This window comes from Hymenobacter baengnokdamensis (genome assembly GCF_008728635.1).
Taxonomy (GTDB): domain Bacteria; phylum Bacteroidota; class Bacteroidia; order Cytophagales; family Hymenobacteraceae; genus Hymenobacter; species Hymenobacter baengnokdamensis.
Genome location: NZ_CP044285.1, coordinates 3975479 through 3997880 on the forward strand (window position 1 = coordinate 3975479; position 22402 = coordinate 3997880).

The 22402-nt window shown below is 60.2% G+C and carries 16 protein-coding genes; 8 read left to right on the top strand and 8 right to left on the bottom strand.

Annotated elements, in window-relative coordinates:
* Positions 1-54 precede the first annotated feature (54 nt).
* Together F6X24_RS16970 and bcp are read left to right on the top strand one after the other, a co-directional pair.
* Positions 55-2076, top strand: a complete 2022-nt coding sequence (locus F6X24_RS16970) for a M23 family metallopeptidase (RefSeq protein WP_151089135.1) — start codon at positions 55-57, stop codon at positions 2074-2076.
* Between the two features lie 169 nt (positions 2077-2245).
* On the top strand, positions 2246-2695 hold the full coding sequence (gene bcp, locus F6X24_RS16975) for a thioredoxin-dependent thiol peroxidase (protein WP_151089136.1): 450 nt from the start codon (positions 2246-2248) through the stop codon (positions 2693-2695).
* Positions 2696-2723: 28 nt separating this feature from the next.
* Here bcp and F6X24_RS16980 read toward each other — a convergent pair whose 3' ends face one another.
* Positions 2724-3695, bottom strand: coding sequence for an NAD(P)H-quinone oxidoreductase (locus F6X24_RS16980; RefSeq protein WP_151089137.1), 972 nt, complete (start codon positions 3693-3695; stop codon positions 2724-2726).
* Positions 3696-3873: 178 nt separating this feature from the next.
* On the opposite strand from F6X24_RS16980, the gene F6X24_RS16985 reads away from it, so the two are divergent.
* Complete coding sequence (locus tag F6X24_RS16985; RefSeq protein WP_151089138.1) at positions 3874-4590, top strand: 3-ketoacyl-ACP reductase; 717 nt, start codon at positions 3874-3876, stop codon at positions 4588-4590.
* Between the two features lie 64 nt (positions 4591-4654).
* Here F6X24_RS16985 and F6X24_RS16990 read toward each other — a convergent pair whose 3' ends face one another.
* On the bottom strand, positions 4655-5269 hold the full coding sequence (locus F6X24_RS16990; RefSeq protein WP_151089139.1) for a MarC family protein: 615 nt from the start codon (positions 5267-5269) through the stop codon (positions 4655-4657).
* Positions 5270-5403: 134 nt separating this feature from the next.
* Here F6X24_RS16990 and F6X24_RS16995 point away from each other — a divergent pair, with 134 nt between their 5' ends.
* Positions 5404-6501, top strand: a complete 1098-nt coding sequence (locus F6X24_RS16995; protein WP_151089140.1) for an endonuclease/exonuclease/phosphatase family protein — start codon at positions 5404-5406, stop codon at positions 6499-6501.
* A 194-nt stretch (positions 6502-6695) separates the two neighbouring features.
* Here F6X24_RS16995 and F6X24_RS17000 read toward each other — a convergent pair whose 3' ends face one another.
* Together F6X24_RS17000 and dnaK are read right to left on the bottom strand one after the other, a co-directional pair.
* A complete protein-coding gene (locus tag F6X24_RS17000) occupies positions 6696-7382 on the bottom strand; it encodes a hypothetical protein (protein ID WP_151089141.1) in 687 nt (228 codons plus the stop codon).
* 772 nt (positions 7383-8154) lie between these two features.
* The gene (dnaK, locus tag F6X24_RS17005) at positions 8155-10092 is read right to left on the bottom strand and encodes a molecular chaperone DnaK (protein WP_151089142.1); all 1938 of its coding nucleotides are present in this window, start codon (positions 10090-10092) and stop codon (positions 8155-8157) included.
* 368 nt (positions 10093-10460) lie between these two features.
* Here dnaK and F6X24_RS17010 point away from each other — a divergent pair, with 368 nt between their 5' ends.
* The 4 genes from F6X24_RS17010 to F6X24_RS17025 all read left to right on the top strand — a co-directional run bounded on the left by F6X24_RS17010 (position 10461) and on the right by F6X24_RS17025 (position 15319).
* The gene (locus F6X24_RS17010; RefSeq protein ID WP_151089143.1) at positions 10461-10940 is read left to right on the top strand and encodes a CHRD domain-containing protein; all 480 of its coding nucleotides are present in this window, start codon (positions 10461-10463) and stop codon (positions 10938-10940) included.
* A 140-nt stretch (positions 10941-11080) separates the two neighbouring features.
* On the top strand, positions 11081-13573 hold the full coding sequence (locus F6X24_RS17015; RefSeq protein ID WP_151089144.1) for a M1 family aminopeptidase: 2493 nt from the start codon (positions 11081-11083) through the stop codon (positions 13571-13573).
* Positions 13574-13708: 135 nt separating this feature from the next.
* Complete coding sequence (locus F6X24_RS17020; protein WP_151089145.1) at positions 13709-14566, top strand: transporter; 858 nt, start codon at positions 13709-13711, stop codon at positions 14564-14566.
* A 276-nt stretch (positions 14567-14842) separates the two neighbouring features.
* Positions 14843-15319, top strand: coding sequence for an META domain-containing protein (locus tag F6X24_RS17025; protein WP_151089146.1), 477 nt, complete (start codon positions 14843-14845; stop codon positions 15317-15319).
* A 75-nt stretch (positions 15320-15394) separates the two neighbouring features.
* Here F6X24_RS17025 and F6X24_RS17030 read toward each other — a convergent pair whose 3' ends face one another.
* From F6X24_RS17030 to argH, 4 genes are all read right to left on the bottom strand, one after another.
* A complete protein-coding gene (locus F6X24_RS17030; protein ID WP_151089147.1) occupies positions 15395-16702 on the bottom strand; it encodes a M28 family peptidase in 1308 nt (435 codons plus the stop codon).
* A gap of 25 nt (positions 16703-16727) precedes the next feature.
* Positions 16728-17462 (bottom strand): hypothetical protein, encoded by a 735-nt coding sequence (locus F6X24_RS17035; RefSeq protein WP_151089148.1) that lies wholly within the window; start codon positions 17460-17462, stop codon positions 16728-16730.
* Between the two features lie 45 nt (positions 17463-17507).
* Positions 17508-20951, bottom strand: a complete 3444-nt coding sequence (locus F6X24_RS17040; RefSeq protein ID WP_151089149.1) for a pyruvate carboxylase — start codon at positions 20949-20951, stop codon at positions 17508-17510.
* 73 nt (positions 20952-21024) lie between these two features.
* On the bottom strand, positions 21025-22341 hold the full coding sequence (gene argH, locus F6X24_RS17045; RefSeq protein ID WP_151089150.1) for an argininosuccinate lyase: 1317 nt from the start codon (positions 22339-22341) through the stop codon (positions 21025-21027).
* Positions 22342-22402: the final 61 nt, after the last annotated feature.

The following is a 22402-nucleotide window of genomic DNA, read 5'->3' on the forward strand; positions in this document are numbered from 1 at the left end:
TAGTTATCAAGACAGATTATTTTGCTTACTTTCAGATTATTAGGCCGGGTTTCTTTGCCAGTTGCGGTCGGCTTGCTCGCAGTAGCTACCATCGGCCACGGCCAGGATGATGGCCAGGACGACACCACTACCCATACCCGCCGCGTAAGTGGCCCCATCAGGCCGGCCGCGGCGGCCGGTAAAGTAGAGGTACCGCCCGGCTACTTCCTGTTTCCGATTGCGCCGGGGCAGCCGGGCCTGCTGGCGGCCAGCATGGGCGAGCTGCGGCCCAATCATTTCCACGGTGGCCTCGATATCAAAACGGGCGGGGTGGTCAACCGGCCCGTGTATGCGGCAGCCGATGGCTACATCTCGCGGCTCAAGCAGTCGTCGTTTGGCTACGGCAACGTGCTGTATATCACGCACCCCAATGGCCTGACGACGGTATACGGCCACCTCAATAAGTTTGAGGGCGCGGCCGGCATCGAGCTGCTGCACCGCCAGTACGAAAAGCAGACCTACGAGCTGGAGCTGTTTTTTCCGAAAGACAAATATCCGGTGAAGCGCGGCGAAGAAGTGGCGCTGTCGGGCAATACCGGCGGCTCGGCCGGCCCGCACGTGCACTGGGAAGTGCGCGATGCCCAGGACCGCCAGCTCAACCCTCTGCAATGGGGCGGCTTTGCCGAAATCCAGGACCATACCGGGCCTACGCTGCAAGCGCTGGCCGTGGAGCCCCTGGCCATTACGGCGCGGGTGCGGGGGCGCTTCGAGCGCGCGCTGCTGGTGCCCAGGGTGCAGCCTGCCTCGGGCGCGGCCACCGCGTGGCCCGATACTATCCGCTGCTTTGGGCAGATAGGCCTGCTTTTGCAGGGCTTCGACCGGTTTGATAACGCCTGGAATAAGAATGGCATTCAGCGCGTGACGATGCGGGTAAACGGCCAGCCGCACTACCAGCACGTTATCGACGCGGTGCCATTTCCGAACGGCACGCGGCAGGTCAACAACTTTGTGGACTACGCCTACGCCCGCACCAACGGCCGCACCCTGCAAAAGCTGTGGGTGGAGGAAGGCAATGACCTGCCCTTCTATACCCCGCCGGGCCTGGGCCAGGGCAAGCTCAATGTGGAAGATGGCAAGGTCTATAGCATTGATTTGGAGCTGGCCGACTCGTACAACAACAAGGCTACCGCTCACCTGGTACTGCGCGGCGAAAAGCCCGCCGACTATGCCCGCCTGCCCGGCGCGGCGGCTGCGGCCGGCCGGGCCAGGCTCAGCTACGACATTACGCGCAATCTGCTGCGGGCCACCGTACTCCACGCCCCAACCGACTCTGCCGGGCAGCCGCAGTATTTGCTGCTGCGCCGGGGCGGCCGGCAGCTGGCCCTGCGCCCCAGCTATACCGTGGGCGCCGCCACTACCTACCTCTACGACCTGCGCGCCGGCCTGCCCGACTCGCTGCTGCTGGGCGATATTCACCAGGCTTTCGACCGCCAGGCTATCATTGCGGGCGGCCAGGAAACCAACTACGCGACGCCTTTCCTGAATGTGGTTTTCGGCTCCCAAACGCTGTTTTCGACCTTTTACCTCAGCACCCTGCACCGGGCCGATGCCGGCCCCGCCGCGCCCGAAAGCTGGACGGTCGGCACGCCGCTCGTGCCGCTTTACCTGCCCCTACGCCTCACGCTAAAGCCCGTGGCCCCACCCGCCGACCACATGCACACGGCCGTATATAGCGTATCGGCTAATGGTGGGCGGGCCTACGTGGGCGGCACCTGGAACGAAGACGGCACCCAGATTTCGGCCAACATTAAGCAGTTTGGGCAGTTCCGGCTCTACACCGATACCAAGCCGCCCACGGCTCAGCTGCTGGGCCGCGCGGGCGGGCAGCTCACCTTTCGTGTAGGCGATGAGTTGTCGGGCCTGGCTTCGTATAAGCTGCTTATCGGCGGACGCTTCCGGCTGCTGCGCTACGAGTATAAGAACGCCACGCTTTTCACCGTGGCCGGCGATTCACTGGGGCCCCACCTGCGCGGCCCCGCCGAGCTGCACCTCGCCGACCAGGCCGGTAATGAGAAGGTTATTTCCTTGAATTTGTAATTCTTCTCTCTTCTTCGCTGAAAATCGTTTGTCGTGGCAGGCACCATGCAGCAATTGAGCCGGCCGAAAAACCGGCCCACATCGTTCCGGTGCTATTGCTTTACAGGCCCGCCACTACAGCTGAGATAACGCACTTGTCATCAGTCATTAGTCATCAGTCATTCACAACATGCTCCCCGAACCCGGCACCCTGGCTCCCGATTTTACGGCCCCCGACCAGCACGGCAACCCCTTCACGCTGAGCAGCCTGCGCGGCCAGCGGGTGGCCCTCTACTTCTATCCCAAAGACGATACGCCCGGCTGCACGGCCCAGGCCTGCAACCTGCGCGATAACGAAAGCCAGCTGGCGGCCCAGGGCATCAACGTGGTGGGCGTAAGTACCGACGACACCGCATCGCACGGCAGGTTTGCGGCCAAATATGACCTTAACTTTCCGCTCGTTGCCGATACCGATAAGGCCATCGTGAATGCCTACGGGGTGTGGCAGGAGAAGAAAAACTACGGCAAAACCTACTGGGGAACTGTGCGCACTACATTCTTAATAGATGCCAACGGCCTGATTGAGAAGGTCATCAAGCGGCCTGATACCAAGGAGCACGCCGCCCAGGTGCTGAAGTAATCCGCCAACGGAAAGCTGGCTCGAGCTGCTATAGCTCGTTCACCAGCAGTATTTTGCCAATGTGCTCGCTGCTGGCCATGAGCTGCTGGGCCAGGGCGGCTTCGGCTAACGGAAAAGTCTGGTAGATAACCGGCCGAAGCTGGCCGCTGGCGGCCAGCGGCCATACGTGCTTTTCTACCTCGGCCGCTAGGGCGGCTTTAAACTCCGCGGAGCGTGGGCGCAGCATACTGCCGCTCATTCTCAACCGCTTGGTCATAACGTCGAGCAGGTTAAGCTCAACTTTAGCGCCATGCATGGCATTGATGTATTGCAGGCGGCCATCGGGCACGAGCAGGCGCAGGTTTTTGGCGGTATAGTCGCCGCCCACCATGTCGAGGATGACGTTGATTTTTTCGGCTTTAAACGCCTGCTCGAAGTCCTGCTCGCGGTAGTTTACGCACTTAGCCGCGCCAAACTCTTCGCAGGCGCGGCACTTGGCGCCTGAGCCGGCGGTGGCCAGCGCCCGGCTGCCCAGCGCGCGCGCCAGTTGAATGAGCGTGAGCCCAATACCGCTGCTGCCGCCATGCACCAGCACTGTTTCGCTGGGTTGCAAAGCCGCCGCCTGAAAGACGTTGGCCCACACCGTGAACGTGGTTTCGGGCAGGCTGGCGGCTTCGGCCAGCGACCAGCCGGACGGCACCGGCAAACAGTGCCGGGCGTCTACGGCCGCGTATTCGGCGTAAGCTCCTTCGCTCACAAGCGCGCACACGGCATCGCCGGTTTGCCAGCGGGGGGCGTTAGCGCCTACCTCTACTATCTCGCCGGCTATTTCCAGGCCGGGCACTACGCCGGCCACGGGCGAGCCGCCGTATTTGCCCTCTCGCAAGGCAATGTCGGAGCGATTGAGGCCGGCCGCCTTTACCCTGATGAGTACTTCGTGGGCGGCCGGCACCGGGCGCGGGCGCTCCTGCAAGGCGAGAACTTCGGGGCCGCCGGGGCGGGTGATGACGATAGCTTTCATGCCGCTAAAGACGAGTCAAAGCAGCCGGGCGTTGTGCCGAACCGGCAAAACAGCAATTTATTATATTATAAATTTAATATATATAAAATATGCAACTGCGCAGCCTCGGCACCCAACTTCCAGGCGCTTAGTCCGGTTATGGCCTGACTATTTTTCCTCACATTCATTCTTTCATTCCATGGAAAAACTAACCGGAAAAGTCGCCCTTGTCACGGGCGCGGGCAAGGGAATCGGCAAAGCGATTGCGGTGGCGCTGGCCCACGAAGGCGTGCACGTGGGCCTGCTGGCCCGCTCGCTCGACCAGTTGCAGGCCGTAGCCGCTGAGCTGCAGGCGCTGGGCGTAAAAACCAGCGTAGCCACCGCCGACGTAGCCGACGAAGCCGCCGTAAATGCCGCCGTAGCCCACCTTACGAGTGAGCTGGGGCCGGCGGATATCCTGATAAACAACGCCGGCATCGGCACATTTGCCAAGTTCATGGATATGGCACCGGCCGACTGGGAGCAGATTATCCGCGTCAACTTGCTGGGCGTGTACTACGTGACCCGCGCCGCGCTGCCGGCCATGCTGGAGCGCCGGAGCGGCGACATTATCAATATTTCTTCAACTTCGGGGCTGCGCGCGGCAGCTGGCAGCAGCGCCTACAGCGCCTCCAAGTTTGCCGTGATGGGTTTGAGCGAAGCCCTGATGCAGGAAGTGCGCAAAAGTAATATTCGCGTCAGCGCCCTGGCGCCGAGCACCGTAGCTACCGAGCTGGCTATCAACAACAACCTCACCGACGGCAACCCCGAGAAGGTGATGCAGCCCGAGGACATTGCCGAATTTGTCGTTTCGCAGCTGAAGCTGAACCGCCGCATCTTCGTGAAGGAAGCGGGACTGTGGTCCACCAATCCGTAGCAAAAAGCCGCTTCTGCTGACGGGTAGCTTACTCGTCGGCAGAAGCGGCAACGCTAACGACAACCTATTCGACGTGAAAAAGCACCTTCACGGCCGTTACGAAGAAGTTGACGCCGATAGCCAGCGTTAGAAAACCCATGATGCGGGCCAGCGCCGCCATGCCCGGCCGCCCCATGAGGCGGGTGAGGCGAAGCGACGAGACCAGAATCAGAAAGGATGCCACTGCTACCAGCGCAAAGCCCAGCACGGTAAACGCCTTGTCGGCATAGGTGGGCCGGATGAGGCCGATGCAAAGCGCCATGGAGCCCGGCCCCGAGAGCATGGGCATGGCCAGCGGCGTAAAGCTGATATCGTCCTTTTGCTTGCTTTCCTCCAGGGCGTCGGGGCCCACGCGGTCGCGGTTGGCCCCCGGCGTCAGCAGGTCGAAAGCCGAGCGCATGAGCAGAATGCCGCCCGCAATCCGTAAGTGCTGAATGTTGATTCCAAAGAAGTTAAGAATATACTGCCCCCCGAAAAAGGCCACCGACAAAATCGCCATCATGTACACGCACGAGCGCAGGGCCGTGGCCGTGCGCTCCGAGTTGGTATCATCGCTGGTTAGGGTCAGAAACATGGGCATGGCGCCAAACGGGTTGACAACCGAGAACAGGGTGGTGACAGTGGCGAGCAATATTTCCATACCCCAAAGGTATTGGGAACACAACCGCCAAGCAGTAAGCAGGACAAACGCCCCTACTCGTCCTTGTTGCCCAACTTTAGCGGGTTGTTACCATCTTTGCCTGCTCATCGGCCTAAGACCTATTTTTCGCTTGCGTGCCCACTCTTTATTTACTGCTGCACGGCCTGGGGCTGGTGCTGGGTGGCGCGGGCCTGCTGGCTACGCTGCTGCCGCTTCTTCGCCAAACGGCCTGGTGGATTCGGGTATGTGACTTTCCCAGGCTTCAGATATTAGCCGGACTGCTGCTGGGCCTGCTGCTATTGGTCCTCACTGATAGCGGCCCCCGGCCAGCCTACACGGCGGCAGTACTAGCGGCTATCGGGGCAGCGGTACTCTACCAGCTTACCCGCGTGTGGCCCTATACACCCTGGCACCGCAAACAGGTTAAAGACAGCCAGCGCCCCGCTACCGACAAGGCTAATCATCTCAGCCTGCTGGTAACCAACGTGCTGATGTATAACCGCGATGCCTCCCGCTGCCTCGGCGTCATTCGGGAGTACCAGCCCGATGTCGTGCTGGCCGTTGAGACTGATGCGTGGTGGCTGAGTCAGCTGGAAGGCATTACCAGCGAGTATCCGCACACCTGCCACGCGCCGCTGGCAAACACCTACGGCATGCTCGTGTTTTCACGCTTGCCGCTGGTGCACAAAGAGATTCAGTTTATTCTGGACCCCGGCATTCCTTCGTTTCACGGCCGGGTGCAACTGCCCAGCGGCATTGAGGCCAACCTGCACTTTGTGCATCCCAAACCGCCTGCCCCGCAGGAATCCAAGACCAGTACCCGCCGCGACGCCGAGCTCTTGCTGGTGGGCCGGGCCATTCAGGCGCACGACGGACCAACCATCGTGGCCGGCGACCTCAACGACGTGGCGTGGTCGCATACTTCCGAGCTATTCCGGCGCTTGGCCCGGCTGCTCGACCCGCGCGTGGGCCGGGGCCTGCTCCCCACTTTCCACGCCGATTATAAGCTCTTGCGCTGGCCGCTCGACCACGTTTTCCACTCGGCGCACTTTCGCTTGCAGCGCATTCAGCGCCTGCCGCATATCGGCTCCGACCACTTTCCCATCTTTATCCGCCTCAGCTACGAGCCCCGAGGCTGGCAGGAGCAGGAAGCCGAGTTGGAAATGCCCAACGCCGCCGACCGGCTCGAATCGCGGGAGAAAATTCAGGAAGCCGCTACGGAAGAAGTTTAAAACGGCGGAGCACAAGTATGCGCTGCCCATAGTTTGGCGCGCTGCATCGGCCGAGGCCTGTATTATCGGGGTACCAGCCAGCTGCACGCGAACTATGTAAACATAAAGCGGCCCACCTACCTGCCCTTGGTTACTGGGACAGGCCGGTGGGCCGGATACGCCACAAACAATAAAACACCTATATAATATAACTCTTATAACGTTTGTGGAGCTGGCCGGCTGAGCTTCACCCGCGAGTCGGCGCTGGCCGCAGCCGGGCGAGGCTTCACGGGAGAAGCATTTTTGTCCTTGCTGCTGGCAATAGGCAGCGGCAGGCGCTTAATCAAGGTACTGAGCCGCCCCCGGCCGTTACGCAAAATGGGGTGCAGGCGCAGGGTTATGCGCTCGCGATGCAAGTCGCCAAACCCGAGAGCAAAGTTGCGAAGTGCGGGCAAAGCGTCGTTGCCGAGCAGTTTATAGGTGTTCATCTCAAAGTCAAACGGCACGCGCACCGAGTCGCGCGGGGGCAGCTCCAGCATCAGGGGCATACGGCCCGAGCCCAGCTCCCGGCCATCTACGAGCACGGTATAATCGAGGCCGGTAATAGCGGTTTCTTCCAGGTTAGGGTTATACGCGTTCAGCTTAAGCCGCATTTTCAGGGGCAGGGACTTATTTACATAGCCCTCAATAAGCTGGTTGCGGCGCGGCAGGTCCACGTCGGCAGGCGTGTGCAGGTTCAGCACATCGAGCGTACCCAGGCTGGCCTGCTCAATGCCGCGCAGCTTAATCTGCGGCTCTACGCTGGGGGCTCCTTCCTGCCGGGTTTCGCGCAGGGTGCAGCTGGTAGCAAGCAGCAGACCGAAGGCCGGTAGCAGAAGCAGAAAGCGGCGGAGAGATAACATAGTAGTAGAAATGCTCATGGCCTGACCTACGTAGTGACTTGGCTAATCGGTTGGCAAAACAAGGAAATAAAAACCATGCCGAAGGCGATTTTCGCCAGACTACTAGTTTGACCGGTTGCACCCACCTACTTGGCCGCTGAAAATTTCGGCATCTGGCAGATTTCCCCTCTCTACGGCTATTCTAAAGCAATGGCCATGCGCTGCTGCCCGACGTTTGCTTAGTACAACCTGAAGAGACTACTCAAATTAGAAGTTGACTCAAATAATCTTGTTTTGGTAATTATGATGCAAGTTACACCGCAACAGCGAAGCGCGCAAGTCACTAACCCTGAATTATGCAAAGCTTAGGTTCAATGTTTTTGCGCTAATCTTCTGTTTTTCATTTATTTATTATTTTTTACTGTTCCTTCCAAATTAGATAAGTTATACGAATTCTTGTTTTGAAAATAGTAAAAATATTTCTCTTGCCGCAAGTAGCAACACGCATGACATAGCACTCCCGCACGGACCCGCCGCAGAAAATAAAATATTGAAAAAGTCCTACTCACTTCCAAGCAGCATTCTACTGCTTTCCGGCGCCTGCGCATGGGCAGGCTGCTGCTTCCGGCGCCTGCCCACGCGGAGGCTACTGAGGCTGACGCGTAGCGCCCTGGCAGCCCGGCCCGGCAGGCGAGCAGGGCAATATAGCTAAACGCCAAAAGGCCGGCAGCTTGCGCTGCCGGCCTTTTTCAAAGCATCGACTGAATTAATTCAGTCGATGCTCGTCGGCCATTTATTTGCCTTCTACTTCCTCATAATCCACGTCGGTTACGTGGTCGCCGGCGGGTTGGCCCTGGCTGCTCTGACCCTGGCCGTCGGCACCGGGGAAGCCCTGGGCGCCCGGCTGGCCACCCTGCGCTCCGGCAGCGGCATACATCTCCTGCGAAGCTGCTTCCCAGGCCTTGTTCAAGGCAGCTACGCCAGCGTCAATCGCGCCGAGGTCTTTGCTTTCGTGGGCTTTCTTGAGGTCGGCGAGCGCCCCTTCTACGGCCGTTTTGTTGCCGCCGCTCAGCTTATCGCCAAACTCCTTCAGCTGTTTCTCGGTCTGGAAAATGAGCGAGTCGGCATCGTTTACTTTTTTGATACGCTCGGCTTCGGCTTTATCGGCGTCGGCGTTGGCGGCCGCTTCGGTACGCATGCGCTCGATATCAGCGTCGGTGAGGCCCGAGCTGGCTTCGATGCGGATTTTCTGCTCCTTGCCAGTGCCTTTATCCTTGGCCGTCACGTTCAGGATGCCGTTGGCGTCGATGTCGAACGTTACTTCAATCTGCGGCACGCCGCGGGGTGCGGGCGGAATGCTGTCGAGGTGAAACTTACCGATAGTACGGTTCTGGCTGGCCAGCGGGCGCTCGCCTTGCAGCACATGGATTTCGACCGAAGGCTGCGAATCTGAGGCCGTTGAGAAGGTTTCCGATTTCTTGGTCGGGATGGTGGTGTTGCTTTCGATGAGTTTGGTCATCACGCCGCCCATCGTCTCAATACCCAGCGAGAGCGGGGTTACGTCGAGCAGCAGCACGTCTTTCACCTCGCCGGTGAGTACACCTCCCTGGATGGCGGCGCCGATGGCTACTACCTCGTCGGGGTTCACGCCCTTCGAAGGCTTCTTGCCGAAGAACTTCTCTACTTCTTCCTGAATGCGGGGAATGCGGGTTGAGCCGCCCACCAGGATGACCTCATCAACCTGCGAAGCCGAGAGGCCGGCATCTTGCAGCGCCTTTTTGCAGGGCTCCATCGAGCGGCGCACGAGGTCGTCGCTCAGCTGCTCAAACTTGGCGCGGCTCAGCTTCACTACCAGGTGCTTGGGGCCGCTGGCCGTGGCTGTGATATAGGGCAGGTTGATTTCGGTTTCGTTGGACGACGACAGCTCAATCTTGGCTTTTTCGGCCGCTTCCTTGAGGCGCTGGAGGGCCATCGGGTCGTTGCGCAGGTCGAGGCCTTCGTTTTCGCTCTTAAACTGGTCGGCCAGAAAGTTGATGATAACCTGGTCGAAGTCGTCGCCGCCAAGGTGGGTATCGCCGTTGGTGCTCAGCACTTCAAACACGCCATCGCCCAATTCCAGAATGGAGATATCGAACGTGCCGCCGCCGAGGTCATACACGGCTATTTTCTGGTCCTTGTGCTTTTTATCGAGGCCGTAGGCCAGCGCGGCAGCCGTCGGCTCGTTGATAATACGCTTTACGTCGAGCCCCGCGATGGCGCCGGCCTCTTTGGTAGCCTGGCGCTGGGCATCGTTGAAGTAAGCCGGCACCGTAATAACGGCCTCGGTTACGGGCTGGCCCAGGTAGTCTTCGGCCGTCTGCTTCATCTTTTGCAGAATCATGGCCGAGATTTCCTGGGGCGTATAGTTGCGGTCGCCGATTTTCACGGCTACCGTATTATTAGAGCCGGGCGTCAGGTCATACGCCACGTACTTGCTCTCAGATGATACTTCCGAGAAGTTGCGGCCCATAAAGCGCTTGATGCTGGCAATCGTGTTTTTGGGGTTGGTAACGGCCTGGCGCTTGGCCGGGTCGCCTACTTTGCGCTCGCCCTTGCCATTGTCCAGAAAGGCGACAATCGACGGCGTGGTGCGGCGCCCTTCGGAGTTGGGGATTACAACCGGCTCGTTGCCTTCCATTACGGCGACGCACGAGTTGGTGGTGCCTAAGTCAATACCGATGATTTTGCCCATGATAGTGCGGGTGCTGAAGTTTAAAAGTGACAGGTGTCTGGGTTGGGAATAACGGCTACGAAGCCGCTGAAGGCCTTGTTACAAGCCGCGTACCAAGCGTTGTTTTCTGCCACTTTGGCCGGGCTGGGCCGCTGGCTGGCGCAGCGGCTGCCAGCGCGGCGCACAAACACTTGCCTCTGGCCAGCCACCCTGCCGAAGTTGCCGATAGGGCCGGCACCAGCATCGCGGCGAAAGCAGTTGAGCGTCTACCTTAAGCAGTTGAGCCAAAAATTAATTTTCTTTTCGCAATCCGGGTACCTTAGCAAAACCGTTTATGGCGTTATACGTTGAACGCCCAACCTTTTAATCTCCACCTCTTTTCAGCTTACATGAAAAATCTTTTCCTTACCGCTCTGGCTGGTCTGGCTTTAACTACAGCCTGCAAAAAAAGTGATAGCAGCACCACTCCCGCGCCCATGCAGGTAACGGGTACGCTAAGTGCGGCCAATGAGACACCCGCCACCACGGCTACATCGGCCACGGGCAGCTTTACCGGAACCTACGACCCCACTACCAAAGTGCTGTCCTACACCCTCACATTCTCGGGGCTCACGGGTAATCCTACTTCCGCGCACCTGCACTATGGCGACGCGAAGCATAAAGGCAACGTATGGTTGCCTTTTGCAAACTTACCCGCGGCTACCAGCGGTACCATTACGGGCACCACTACGCTCACGACTGTTACTTCTACTACTGCCCCACTGATTACTTCGCAGCCCGACTCCCTGACGATGGGCCACGTGTATGCCAACATTCATACGGCAGCTAACCCCGGCGGTGAGATTCGCGCCAATCTGGTAGCCAAATAGTACTGTTGCCACCTTTCCGCTACCATGAGCCGGCCACTAGTTTAGCGGCCGGCTCATTGCGTTTATGACGCCCGGAAAGGCAACTTTGCCGGGTGGCCTGCATCTTTGGTCTTCCATAGTCTGCTACCTTCTCTTCTTCCATGAAACCCACCCTTTTTGCTGCGCTGCTGCCGGGCTGTTTGCTGCTGGCCGTTGCGGCTCAGGCCCAGGCCCCTTCTACCCCTATGGCCGCGCCCGATGCGCCCTACCAGCCTTCGTCGACCAAAACCAATGACCTGGTGCATACCAGATTGGCCGTGCGCTTCGACTATGCCAAGCGCTACCTCTACGGGCAGGAGTGGGTAACACTCAAGCCCCACGCCTACGCTACCGATACCCTGCGCCTCGATGCCCAGGGCATGGATATCAAAACAGTGGCCATGATGAGCGGTAGCGCCCAGCAGCCGCTCAAATATGACTACTCCGATAAAAACAACCTGCGCATCAACCTGGGCCGGGTGTTTAAGCCGGGCGAGGAATACATAGCTTATATTGAATATACTGCCAAGCCCGACGAGCTGTCGGTGAAGGGCTCAGCAGCCATCACCGACGCCAAGGGCCTGTACTTTATCAACCCCGACAGCACGGTAAAGGGTAAGCCCGTGCAAATCTGGACCCAGGGCGAGACGCAAAGCTCGTCGGCCTGGTTTCCGACCATTGACCGGCCCAACCAGAAAACAACCGAGGAAATCGCCATGACGGTGCCGGCCAAATACACCACGCTCAGCAATGGCCGGCTGGTGAGCCAGGTGCCCGCCGGCCCCGGCCTGCGCACCGACACCTGGAAGATGGACCTGCCCCACTCGCCCTACCTGTTTATGATGGCGGTGGGCGACTTTAAAATCTACAAGGATACCTGGCGCAATAAGGAGGTTAACTATTACCTGGAGCCTAAATATGCGCCCTACGCCAAGCAGATTTTCGGCAACACGCCCGACATGCTGGAGTTTTTCAGCCAGCGCCTGGGCGTAGAGTTTCCCTGGAATAAATACGCCCAGATTGTGGCCCGCGACTACGTGAGCGGCGCCATGGAGAACACCACCGCTACGCTGCACGGCGAGCAGGTGCAGATGGACGCCCGCGAGCTGCTCGACCGCGAGTACCAGAGCGAGTCGGTGATTGCGCACGAGCTGTTTCACCAGTGGTTTGGCGACTACGTCACGGCCGAGTCGTGGTCCAACATCACGGTAAACGAGTCGATGGCCGACTTTTCAGAAGCCTTATATGCCCAGCACAAATACGGGCAGGAGGCGTCGGATGCTCACAATTACCGCTACCTGAAATCGTACCTGGCCAGCCAGCGCGATGCCGGCAAAAACCTGGTGCGCTTTCATTATAATGAGCGGGAGGACGTGTTCGACCTCGTGAGCTACCAGAAAGGCGGGGCCATTGTGCAGATGCTGCGCACCTACCTGGGCGACGACGTATTCTTTGCCGGCCTGCACAAGTACCTCACCGACAACAAATTCGGCAACGGCGAGGCGCACCAGATGCGGCTGGCGATGGAAGCGGTATCGGGCCAGGACCTGAACTGGTTTTACAACCAATGGTACTTCGGCAGCGGCCAGCCGGTAGTCACGATTAACTACGGATGGGACGCGGGCACCAAGACCCAGACCGTTACGATTAAGCAAACCCAGCCTGATAAGGTATTTCAGCTGCCGCTGGCAATTGATTACTACGTAAATGGCAAAGCGCAGCGCCAGCGCGTGATGATGACCCAGGCCACCCAGACGTTTAGTATGCCGCTGGCGGCCCAGCCCCAGCTGGTGAACGTGGACGCCGAGAAGTTTACGCTCTGGCAGAAAACCGACAATAAGCCGTTCAGCGAGTACGTGTATCAATATAGCCACGCGCCGCTATTCGTAGACCGCCGCGAGGCTCTTGATGCGGCGCTGGAAAAGCAAACGACCGATGCGACAGCCCGTGCCCTGGTGCTGGCCGCCCTCAAAGACAAGTTTTACCAGCTGCGCATTACCGCTATTCAGGGCCTGAAGCTGGATAATAAAGAAGTGGCTAAGGCTGCCGCGCCTATCCTGCGCCAGCTGGCCGCCACCGAAACCGAAAACCATGTACGGGCCACCGCCCTAATTGCCCTGAGCCAGCTGAAAGACAAGAAGGATGAGAAAATCCTGACTGCTGCCCTCAGCAGCAAGTCGTACCTGGTGCAGGGTGCCGGCCTCGAAGCCCTGGGCGAAATTAGCCCCACGGTAGCACTGGCTCGGGCCAAATCGTTTGAGAATGATGCCCATCTGGGTCAGGCCGTGACGACCGTCTACGCCCAGCAGGGTGGGCCGGAGCAGTGGAATTATATCCGCACAACGTACGATGCGGCCTCGGGCCGTAACAAGTACGGTCTTATCGGGGCGCTGACCCAGATGCTGGGCCGCCTCAACGACCCCACAGCCTTTGCCGAGGATGTAGACCGGCTGCAAAAACTGGCCGTGTCGCCGCAATTTAAAGCGCGGGGCTACGATAAAATGATGATAAATGTGCTGCAGAAAGGTGCCGAAGCCCAGGCTGGCAAGCCGAATGCCGCGCAAAATCAGGCCACGGTAGCCGCCGCCGTGCAAGCCATTCAGCAGAGCAAGTAAGCCACTCACCTTGAGCTGGTTCAAACGAATACGGCCGTGGTAGAAATTATTCATTTCTACCACGGCCGTATTCGTTTTCTCCAAAAACCGGCCTTCTACGTTGAACTATCCCCTGGGGTTTCGCGTCGGGTAGTCATGCGCAAGACCACTCCGCTGGTGTTGGCTGCCCTGCTTGCAGGCCGCCTCACTCCCGCCCTGGCCCAGAACACGCCGGATGAAAATAATGAAAATGCTGACGCGCCCTTCGTGCAGCATATTCGGCCCGACCGCCCCGGCCAGACTATCTCGACCGGGGTGCTGCGGCCGGGCCAGTTTCAGCTCGAAACGGGTATCCAACGCTTTTCGCCGCGAACCGGCGTGGGCGTGAGCAGCAACGTAAACACGCTCCGCATCGGCTTCTTTAATAGCATGGAACTGCGTATTACGCAGCCCTATGTGTTTGGCAATTCGGCCGGCAAACCGGGCCTTGTGGGCGACAGGCCGGTAATGCGGCCTGATTCGGCCGGGTGGGCCCCCATTACGGTAGGCACCAAGCTGATGCTGACGCCCGACCGGGCCAGCCGGTTTCAGGCAGCGCTGCTGGCCGAGGTAGCTATACCTAACACCGGCCAGAACGGCCTGCGCCGCACTACCTGGGCTCCCGCCGGCCGCCTGCTGGTGAGCCAGCAGCTGGGCCGCCGCGCGGCGCTCGAAGGCAACTTCGGCTTTGTGCAGTCGGGCCTCACGCTGGCCGACGTTTTCAACGGCGAGATAGCCGGCCAGTATATCGGCTCGCTGGCACTCACCGCGCCCATCAGCAATAAAGCCGGCTACTTTGTCGAAGCCTATGGCCGGGGGCGCGACAACCTGACTACCGGCGCCAATGCCGGCCTGTATTACCGCCCCTGGACTGGCCTGCGCTTCGACGCCACGCTAGGCCGTATTATGGGTGGGGTAGCTGCCGGGGCTACCACTGTAGGCGTGGGCATGAGCTTCCGGATAGGTGGCAATTAAGCTGAAGTAACCGGCGCAGTGTTTTGCGCCACTGCTTCGGCCGCCAAGCTCAAGAATAGCTGCCATCAGCAACACAGGGGGCAGCGAATCAGGCTAAACAGCTGATTCGCTGCCCTTTTTGCGTGAAAATAACTTATATTGCCTATACTCGGCATTAACCATATTTGCCAGTACTCAAAAATCCCGGCCAGCTGCCGGAAAACAGCGCGGTTTATTACTTTGGGGCCATTCTCACCGTATAAGCTCGAGCTTGCTTATTATAGCTGGCTTTATTTTATGCGTCGCTTCGCCTTTCTTCTGCCTTGCCTGGTTCTGGTTGGCGCTGCCTGCCAGCGCGTTACTGACCGGGCCAACACTACGCCGATGGTCAGTGCTGTTACTACCCCCGATGCGCCCCTGCGCGAAACCCGCTGGACGGTTTTCGCAATGGGCGGCCAGCCACTCGCGCCTGCTGCCTCACCAGACCAGGTGCCTTATTTGCTTATCAGCGATGCGGGTACGGCTGAGGGCATGAGTGGCTGCAACCGCTTCCGGGGCGGGTTGAAGCCCGCCGAAACCGATGGCCAGCTGGAATTTGTCAACCTGGGCAGCACCCGGATGGCTTGCCCGCTTATGGATACGGAGCATAAGTTTACGCAGGCCCTCGACGCTACGCGCTACTACCACATCAGCGGCGACACGCTGCGGCTCTATACCAGTGCCGAGCGCACGGGCACGCCGCTTGTGCAGTTGGTAGCGGCCAAAATGCCGTAGCAGTTGCCTAACGCCGTTTCCAGATGCAAGTGCCGGGCGGTTAAGGGTGTAAGGGGCTTGGCTGGGTACTATGGGCTACTTTTCAGGAGCTACCCGGGTTGGGGTCTGCTGGCCGGTTACTATGCCGTGGGCGCTTAGCGCAATGGCCGAGATAACGGCCGTCATGTTCTTGACGTCCAGGCTGCTTACTTCATCATCGACGCTGTGGTAAAGCTTATCGGTCGGAATCTGGTCGGTGCTAATGGTGTGCGCCGGTACGCCCACGCGGGCCAGCATGGCGTTGTCGGAGCGGTAAAACAGATTTTGCTCGGGGTACGGGTCGGGCTCAAACTTAAATCTGGTGCCTTGCAGGTTGGCTTGCAGCAGCTGGCCGAAATTCGATTTGTCGTAGCCCGTGATAAAGGCGGTATTCGGCCCGAACTTGGCCACTTTGCCAATCATCTCAATATTAAACATGGCTACTATTTCCTCTGGCTTGAGCTGCCTTGAGAAATACTGCGAGCCAAACTCGCCGATTTCCTCGGCCGTGAACGCGGCGAATACCAGCGAGCGGACGTTGTCGTGGCGCTTGCTGAAATACTGGGCCAGCGCCACTACGGCGGTGGTACCGCTGGCGTCGTCGTCGGCCCCGTTGGCAATCGAGTCGCCATTCACGGCCGGCTTGATAATGCCCAGGTGGTCGTAGTGGCCCGAGAAGATAACTTTTTCGGTGCTGCGGGCCGCTTCGCGGCCCGGCAGGTAGCCCACCACGTTGCGCAGCGCCAGCGGCCGGGTGGTGGTGCTGGCCGTCACCTGGTACGCGGCCGGACTGGCGGACGCGGCGGCCAGCGCCACCACGCACGAATACGGGCCGGCGGCCTGCTCGGCCCGCACGCGGGGCCTGGTCATTTGCGCGGCCAGCGAGGCGAACAACTCTTTCTGGGCCGGGTCGAGCAGCACCAGCAGGTTTTTGCCGGGCCGGAAGATGTCGCGGTAGTGCGGCTGGATTTTGTCGGTGGGCCCCAGCACCAGCACTTCCACGCCGTCTTTTTCGCTCCAGCTCAGCGCGGGCTGAGTCGTGATGGCAAACGCCTGCCCGGCCGGCAGCGGCTGGCCGTTGAGCGTTACGGCCAGGCTGGCCACGGCCGTTTCGTAGGCCGAAAATTCCTGCATAAAGCTCACTTGCCCCGGCAGCGGCTGCAAGCCGAAGCGGGTAAACTCGGCGGCCAGAAAGTCGGCCGCCCGCTGGTTGCCGGGCTGGCCGCTGGCGCGGCCCTGCATAGCATCGGCCGCCAGGGTGTTGAGCACGCGCCGAACGGTTTTGGCCGATACTTTGGCGTGGTGCTGAGCCGACGCCGGCAGCGCGCCGAGGGCTAGCCAGCCAAGCAGAATAAAACTACGCATTGTATATTAGTTAATTAGCAAAGGCTCAGTGGCCGGCCGGCGCGAGCAGTGGGTCGAGGGCAGCCACTGCCGCCACCAGCTCCACTTCCGAGCCCAGGCTGCCCTTGCGGCTTTTGAGGGCGGCCAGGGCGGCGGGGCGGCCAGCCAGGGCTTGCTCCAGACTGGCCCGTTTCAGGCGCAGGCCGACCAACTGCCCGCTAGGCGACCACCGCAGGTAGTAGTGGGTCTGCTCGTCGAGCACACTTATAGTTGTGGTTGTGGCGTACGAGCCGCTGTCGATGGTTTTCTTAACCACTTCCTTACGCACAAACTTCAACAGCTGGGCATTGGCGCCTTCGAACAGCACCTCCGCCGCTGCGCCGCTTACTTCAGCAGGCAACGAGGTAGGCGGGTAGCACACGAAGCGCCGCGCCGGGGTAGTGCCCGTCAGACTGAACTCGCGCACCTGCGCCAGGGGCAATACTACCGAATCGCCCTGCGGGCGGCGTACCCTCAACTCTTGGCGGTACACATCGTACTTAAGCGGTGCCGATACAACGCGCTCGCCGGCCGCCAGCCTGAGCGTGGCGGCCGACCAGGCGGGCAGCAGGAACGGGCTGCCTTGCAGGCTGCCAGCCTCGGCCGGCGCCAAGCTGTAGCCGTTGTTGAAATTGCTGTCCCGGGCGCGGGCAAGTTCCGAATTCTGACCGTAGGCGGGCAGCGCCAGTGCGATGCTTCCGGTACCAGCCAGCGCCAGAAAAATAAATTTGAAGATAGTCATGGCGGCGAATTTACTGACTGAACGGGATGCTTAGCCACGCGTAGCCTATTCCAAGGTCAGCACCAGGTCGTCGGCCTGCACGCGGATGCCCGCACCGAGCGATACCGTGCCCACAGTGAGGTCGGCGGGAGCGGTGATAGTGGTTTCCATTTTCATAGCCTCAATCACGAACAGCGGCGTGTTTTTGGCTACCTGCTGGCCGGGCTGCACCAGCACCTTGCTCAGCATGCCTTGCAGGGGCGCGGCAATCTGCCGGGGGTTGGCGCGGTCGGCCTTGGCGTTGTGCACGGTTTTTACCTCCACGTGTTGGTCGCGCACTTCCAGGTTGCGGGTCTGGCCGTTGAGGGCGAAGAACACGGTGCGCATGCCTTCGGCGTTGACCGGGCCGATGGATTGCAGGCGAATGATAATCGACTTGCCCCGCGCAATCTCGATAATGGTTTCCTCGCCTTCTTTTAGCCCGAAGAAGAATACCGGCGTCTGGATGCGGCTCACATCGCCGTATTCTTGCCGGAACTCCCAGTATTCAGCAAATACTTTGGGGTAAAGCAGGCTCGATAACAGGTCGGTGAACTGCGCATTGGGGTGCGTTTTCTCAAACTCGGCCCACTCCTTGTCGAAGTCGATGGGCGCCAGGTGCTCGTTGGGGCGGTCGGTAAACGGCTGCTCGTCTTTGAGCACCGCCTTTTGCACGTCGGCGGGCCAGCCGCCCAGCGGCTGGCCGATGTCGCCGCGCAGCAGCTCGCGCACCGACTCCGGGAAGCTCAGGCTCGGGCCGCGGCTGATGACGTCTTCGGGCGTGAGCTTGTTGGAAACCATGAACAAGGCCAGGTCGCCCACCACTTTCGACGAGGGCGTAACCTTCGGAATGTCGCCCAGCAGCTGGTTGGCGTCGGCAAAGCGCTGCTTTACTTCCTCGAACTTGTCGAGCAAACCCAGCGCGGCCGCCTGGGGCCGCAGGTTGGAGTACTGCCCGCCCGGAATCTCGTGCTCGTACACCTCGGCGGTGCTGGCCAGCAGGCCGCTCTCGAAGGGGTAATACTGCTCGCGCAGGGCTTCCCAGTAATCGCTGAACTCGTTGAGGCTGTGCTGGTCGAACTCGCGGTGGCGCGGCGAGTGGCGCAGCATCTCGACCGCCGAGTTGAAGTTGGGCTGCGAGGTGAGGCCCGAGAGGCCGCCCAGCGCCACGTCAATCACGTTGACGCCCGCCTCCACGGCCTTGAGGTAGGTGGCGGCTTGCAGGCCGCTGGTGTCGTGGGTGTGCAGGTGGATGGGTAGCTTCACCGTTTCGCGCAGCGCCGGAATCAGCTCCTGGGCCGCGTAGGGCTTGAGCAGGCCCGCCATGTCCTTGATGCACAGGATGTGTGCGCCGGCATCTTCGAGCTGCTTGGCCAGGGTCAGGTAATACTGGAGGTTGTACTTGGGCCGGCCGGGGTCCAGAATATCACCGGTGTAGCAGATACTGCCTTCGGCCAGGCCGGTGGTTTGCTTGCGCACGAAACCGATGCAGGCTTCCATGCCCTTCATCCAGTTCAGCGAGTCGAAGATGCGGAAGATATCGACGCCTTTCGCGCCGGCCTCGGCCACGAAGCGCTCGGTCAGGTTGTCCGGATACGCTTTGTAGCCCACCCCGTTGGCCCCCCGAATCAGCATCTGGAGCAGGATATTCGGCACGGCCTCGCGCAGGCGGGTCAGGCGGGCCCAGGGGTCTTCGTGCAGAAAGCGCAGCGCCACGTCAAACGTCGCGCCGCCCCACACCTCCAGCGAGAACGTCTGCGGGTGCCGGCGGGCGTAGCGGTCAGCCACCTTCAGCATATCGATGGTGCGCATGCGCGTGGCCAGCAGGCTCTGGTGCGCGTCGCGCAGCGTGGTATCGGTGTAGTGGATGAGCGGCTCCTGACGCAGCCACTCGCCGAATTTCTCGGGGCCCAGCTCCTGCAATTTCTGGCGGGTGCCGGGCGCGGGCGCCTGGTGCAGGTCGGCCTGGGGCAGTGGCACCTTGCGCACCTGGCGGCGCTCATCCACGCGGCCGGCCACGTCGGGATTACCATTCACGACCACCTCGCCGATGTAGTGCAGCAGGCGCGTAGCGCGGTCGAGGCGGGTTTTGAATTGCAGCAGCTCGGGGTGGTCCTTAATGAAATCGACGGTCGCGTGCCCGGCCTGAAACTCGGGGTTGCGCACGATATTCTGCAAAAACTGCATATTTGTCTTTACCCCGCGCACCCGAAACTCGTCGAGTGTGCGCAGCATCTTCTGGGCCGCGCCGGCCAGGGTGGGCGCGTGGGCCGACACTTTCACCAGCAGCGAGTCGAAAAACGGCGAGATGATGGCGCCCTGGTACACTGAGCCCTGGTCGAGCCGGATGCCGAAGCCGCCCGCCGAGCGGTAGGCCAGGATGGTGCCGTAGTCGGGCTTGAAGTCGTTGGTGGCGTCCTCGGTCGTGATGCGGCACTGCACCGCCACGCCCACGCGCGGCACTGCTACATCGGGTCCCAGGCCAATTTCGGGCGCTTCGAGCGGGTAGCCCGAGGCGATGTAAAGCTGGGTTTTCACGATGTCCACGCCCGTTATCATTTCGGTCACGGTGTGCTCGACCTGGATGCGGGGGTTGACTTCGATAAAGTAAATGCGGTCCAGCTCGGGGTTTACTAAAAACTCCACGGTGCCCACGTTGTCGTAGCCCACCGCCTTGCCGATTTTCAGCGCGTATTCGTAGAGCCGGCTGCGCAGCGACTCGGTCAAATCGACGGCCGGTGCCACTTCCACCACCTTCTGGAAGCGTCGCTGCACCGAGCAGTCGCGCTCGTAGAGGTGCGTGAGGTGCCCGTGCTGGTCGCCCACCAGCTGCACTTCGATGTGCTTGGGCCGCTCCACGAATTTCTCCAGGAAAACCGTATCGTCGCCAAAGGCATTCTGGGCCTCGTTGCGGGCCTCGAAAAAGCCCTTGCGCATCTGCTCATCGTCGCGAATGACGCGCATGCCGCGCCCGCCGCCGCCGGCTGCCGCCTTCAGCATCACCGGGTAGCCGATGCGGTGCGCCTCGGCCAGCGCCACGTCCGCGTCAACCAGGTCAGCCTCGCTGCTTTCGATGAGCGGCACCCCGCACCTGAGGGCAACCTCCTTAGCAGCTACCTTGTCGCCAAGCGCCTCCATCACTTCGGGGCGCGGGCCCACGAACGTAATGCCTTCCTCGCGGCAGCGCCGGGCCAGGTCGGCGTTCTCGCTCAGAAAGCCGTAGCCGGGGTGAATGGCGTTGACGCCGTTCTCCTTAGCCAGGGTGATAATCCCTTCAATGTCCAGGTACGGGCGCAGCGGCTCGTCGTCGCGACCAATCTGGTAGGCTTCGTCGGCCTTGTAGCGGTGCAGCGAGTTGCGGTCCTCGTACGTATAGAGGGCCACGGTGGCAATGCCCAGCTCGGAGGCAGCGCGGAACACGCGGATGGCTATTTCGCCGCGGTTGGCAACGAGCAGCTTCGTGATTTTCATACGGGTTTTAGTAGAGATGGCAGCAGTGTAGCGGCTAAGCTACGCTCCGGGTTACAGCCATCCTACCTGGCCCCTACTCCGCTGCCGCGCCGCCGGCCCAGGGCAGCCGCGCGCGCGCTTGTTGCAGCCGCGCTCCCAGCTCCGGCAGGCCGGGCCGGTGCACGCTACCTAAATGACTGGTTGTAAATTCTTTATGCGGCACGTACGTGCCCGCGTCCACCGCCTGGCCCACCTGCTTGTAGGCATCCCGGAACGGTACGCCCCGCTGAATAAGCTGGTTGATGTTCTCGACCGAAAAGATGGCGTCGTACTTCGGCTGATTTATAACGCCCGGCACCACCTCCAGCACCGGCACGGCAAACAATAGAATATCCAGAATATCGGCAAACTGCGTCATGGGCCGGAACAGGATTTCCTTTAATAGCTGGAAATCGCGGTGATAGCCGCTGGGCAGGTTATTGATGGTGAGAATGATATCGTTCGGCAGCGCTTGCAGGCGGTTGCAGTGCGCGCGCACCAGCTCAAATACGTCGGGGTTTTTCTTGTGCGGCATAATGCTGGAGCCCGTCGTGAATTCCTTAGGCAGCTTCACGAAGCCCAAATCCTGGCTGTTGTACAGCACCAGGTCGTAGGCCAGCTTGCTGAGCGTACCGGCCACGCCCGCGATGGCGAAGGCCAGCGTTTTTTCGGTTTTGCCGCGCAGCATCTGCGCGCCTACCGCGCTGATGGCCAGGTTGCTAAATCCCATTTCGCGCGTCGTCTGCTCCCGGTCGATGCCAAAGCTGCTGCCGAAGCCCGCGCCCGAGCCCAGCGGGTTGTGGTCGGCCACGGTGTGCGCGGCTTCCAGCAAGCTCATATCGAGCAGCAAATGCTCGGCATAAGCGCCAAACCAGAGCCCGAAGCTGCTCGGCATGGCCGCCTGAAAATGCGTGTAGCCGGGCAGCAGGTCGTGCTGGTATTTTACGCCCTGCCGAATTAATAAATCGGCTAATTCCAGAATTTTCGCGCCGATTTTTTCGGTATAATCCTTGATAAATAACTGAATAGCCGTCAGCACCTGGTCGTTGCGCGAGCGGGCCGTGTGGATTTTCTTGCCCGCATCACCGAATTTATCGGTCAGATAATATTCAATTTTTGAATGCACGTCCTCAAATTCCGGCTCGATAACGAACGTGCCCGCTTCGACCTGCGCCCGCAGCTCGGCCAGCCCGGTCAGCAGCTGGGTTTCTTCTGCTTTGGAAATCAAGCCGCTGCTGGCCAGCATTTTCGCCTGCGCCTGGGAAGCGAGCAGGTCGAAGGGCGCCAGGTATTTATCCAGCTCGCGGTCCTGCCCCACCGTGAAGCGCTCAATTTTGTCGTTTACCGAAAAGCCTTTTTCCCAGATTTTCATAGCGCGAGGTTTCGCAAGGTTAAAATAGGTTGCGCAGGGTTTAGAAATCAGTCAGACAAGG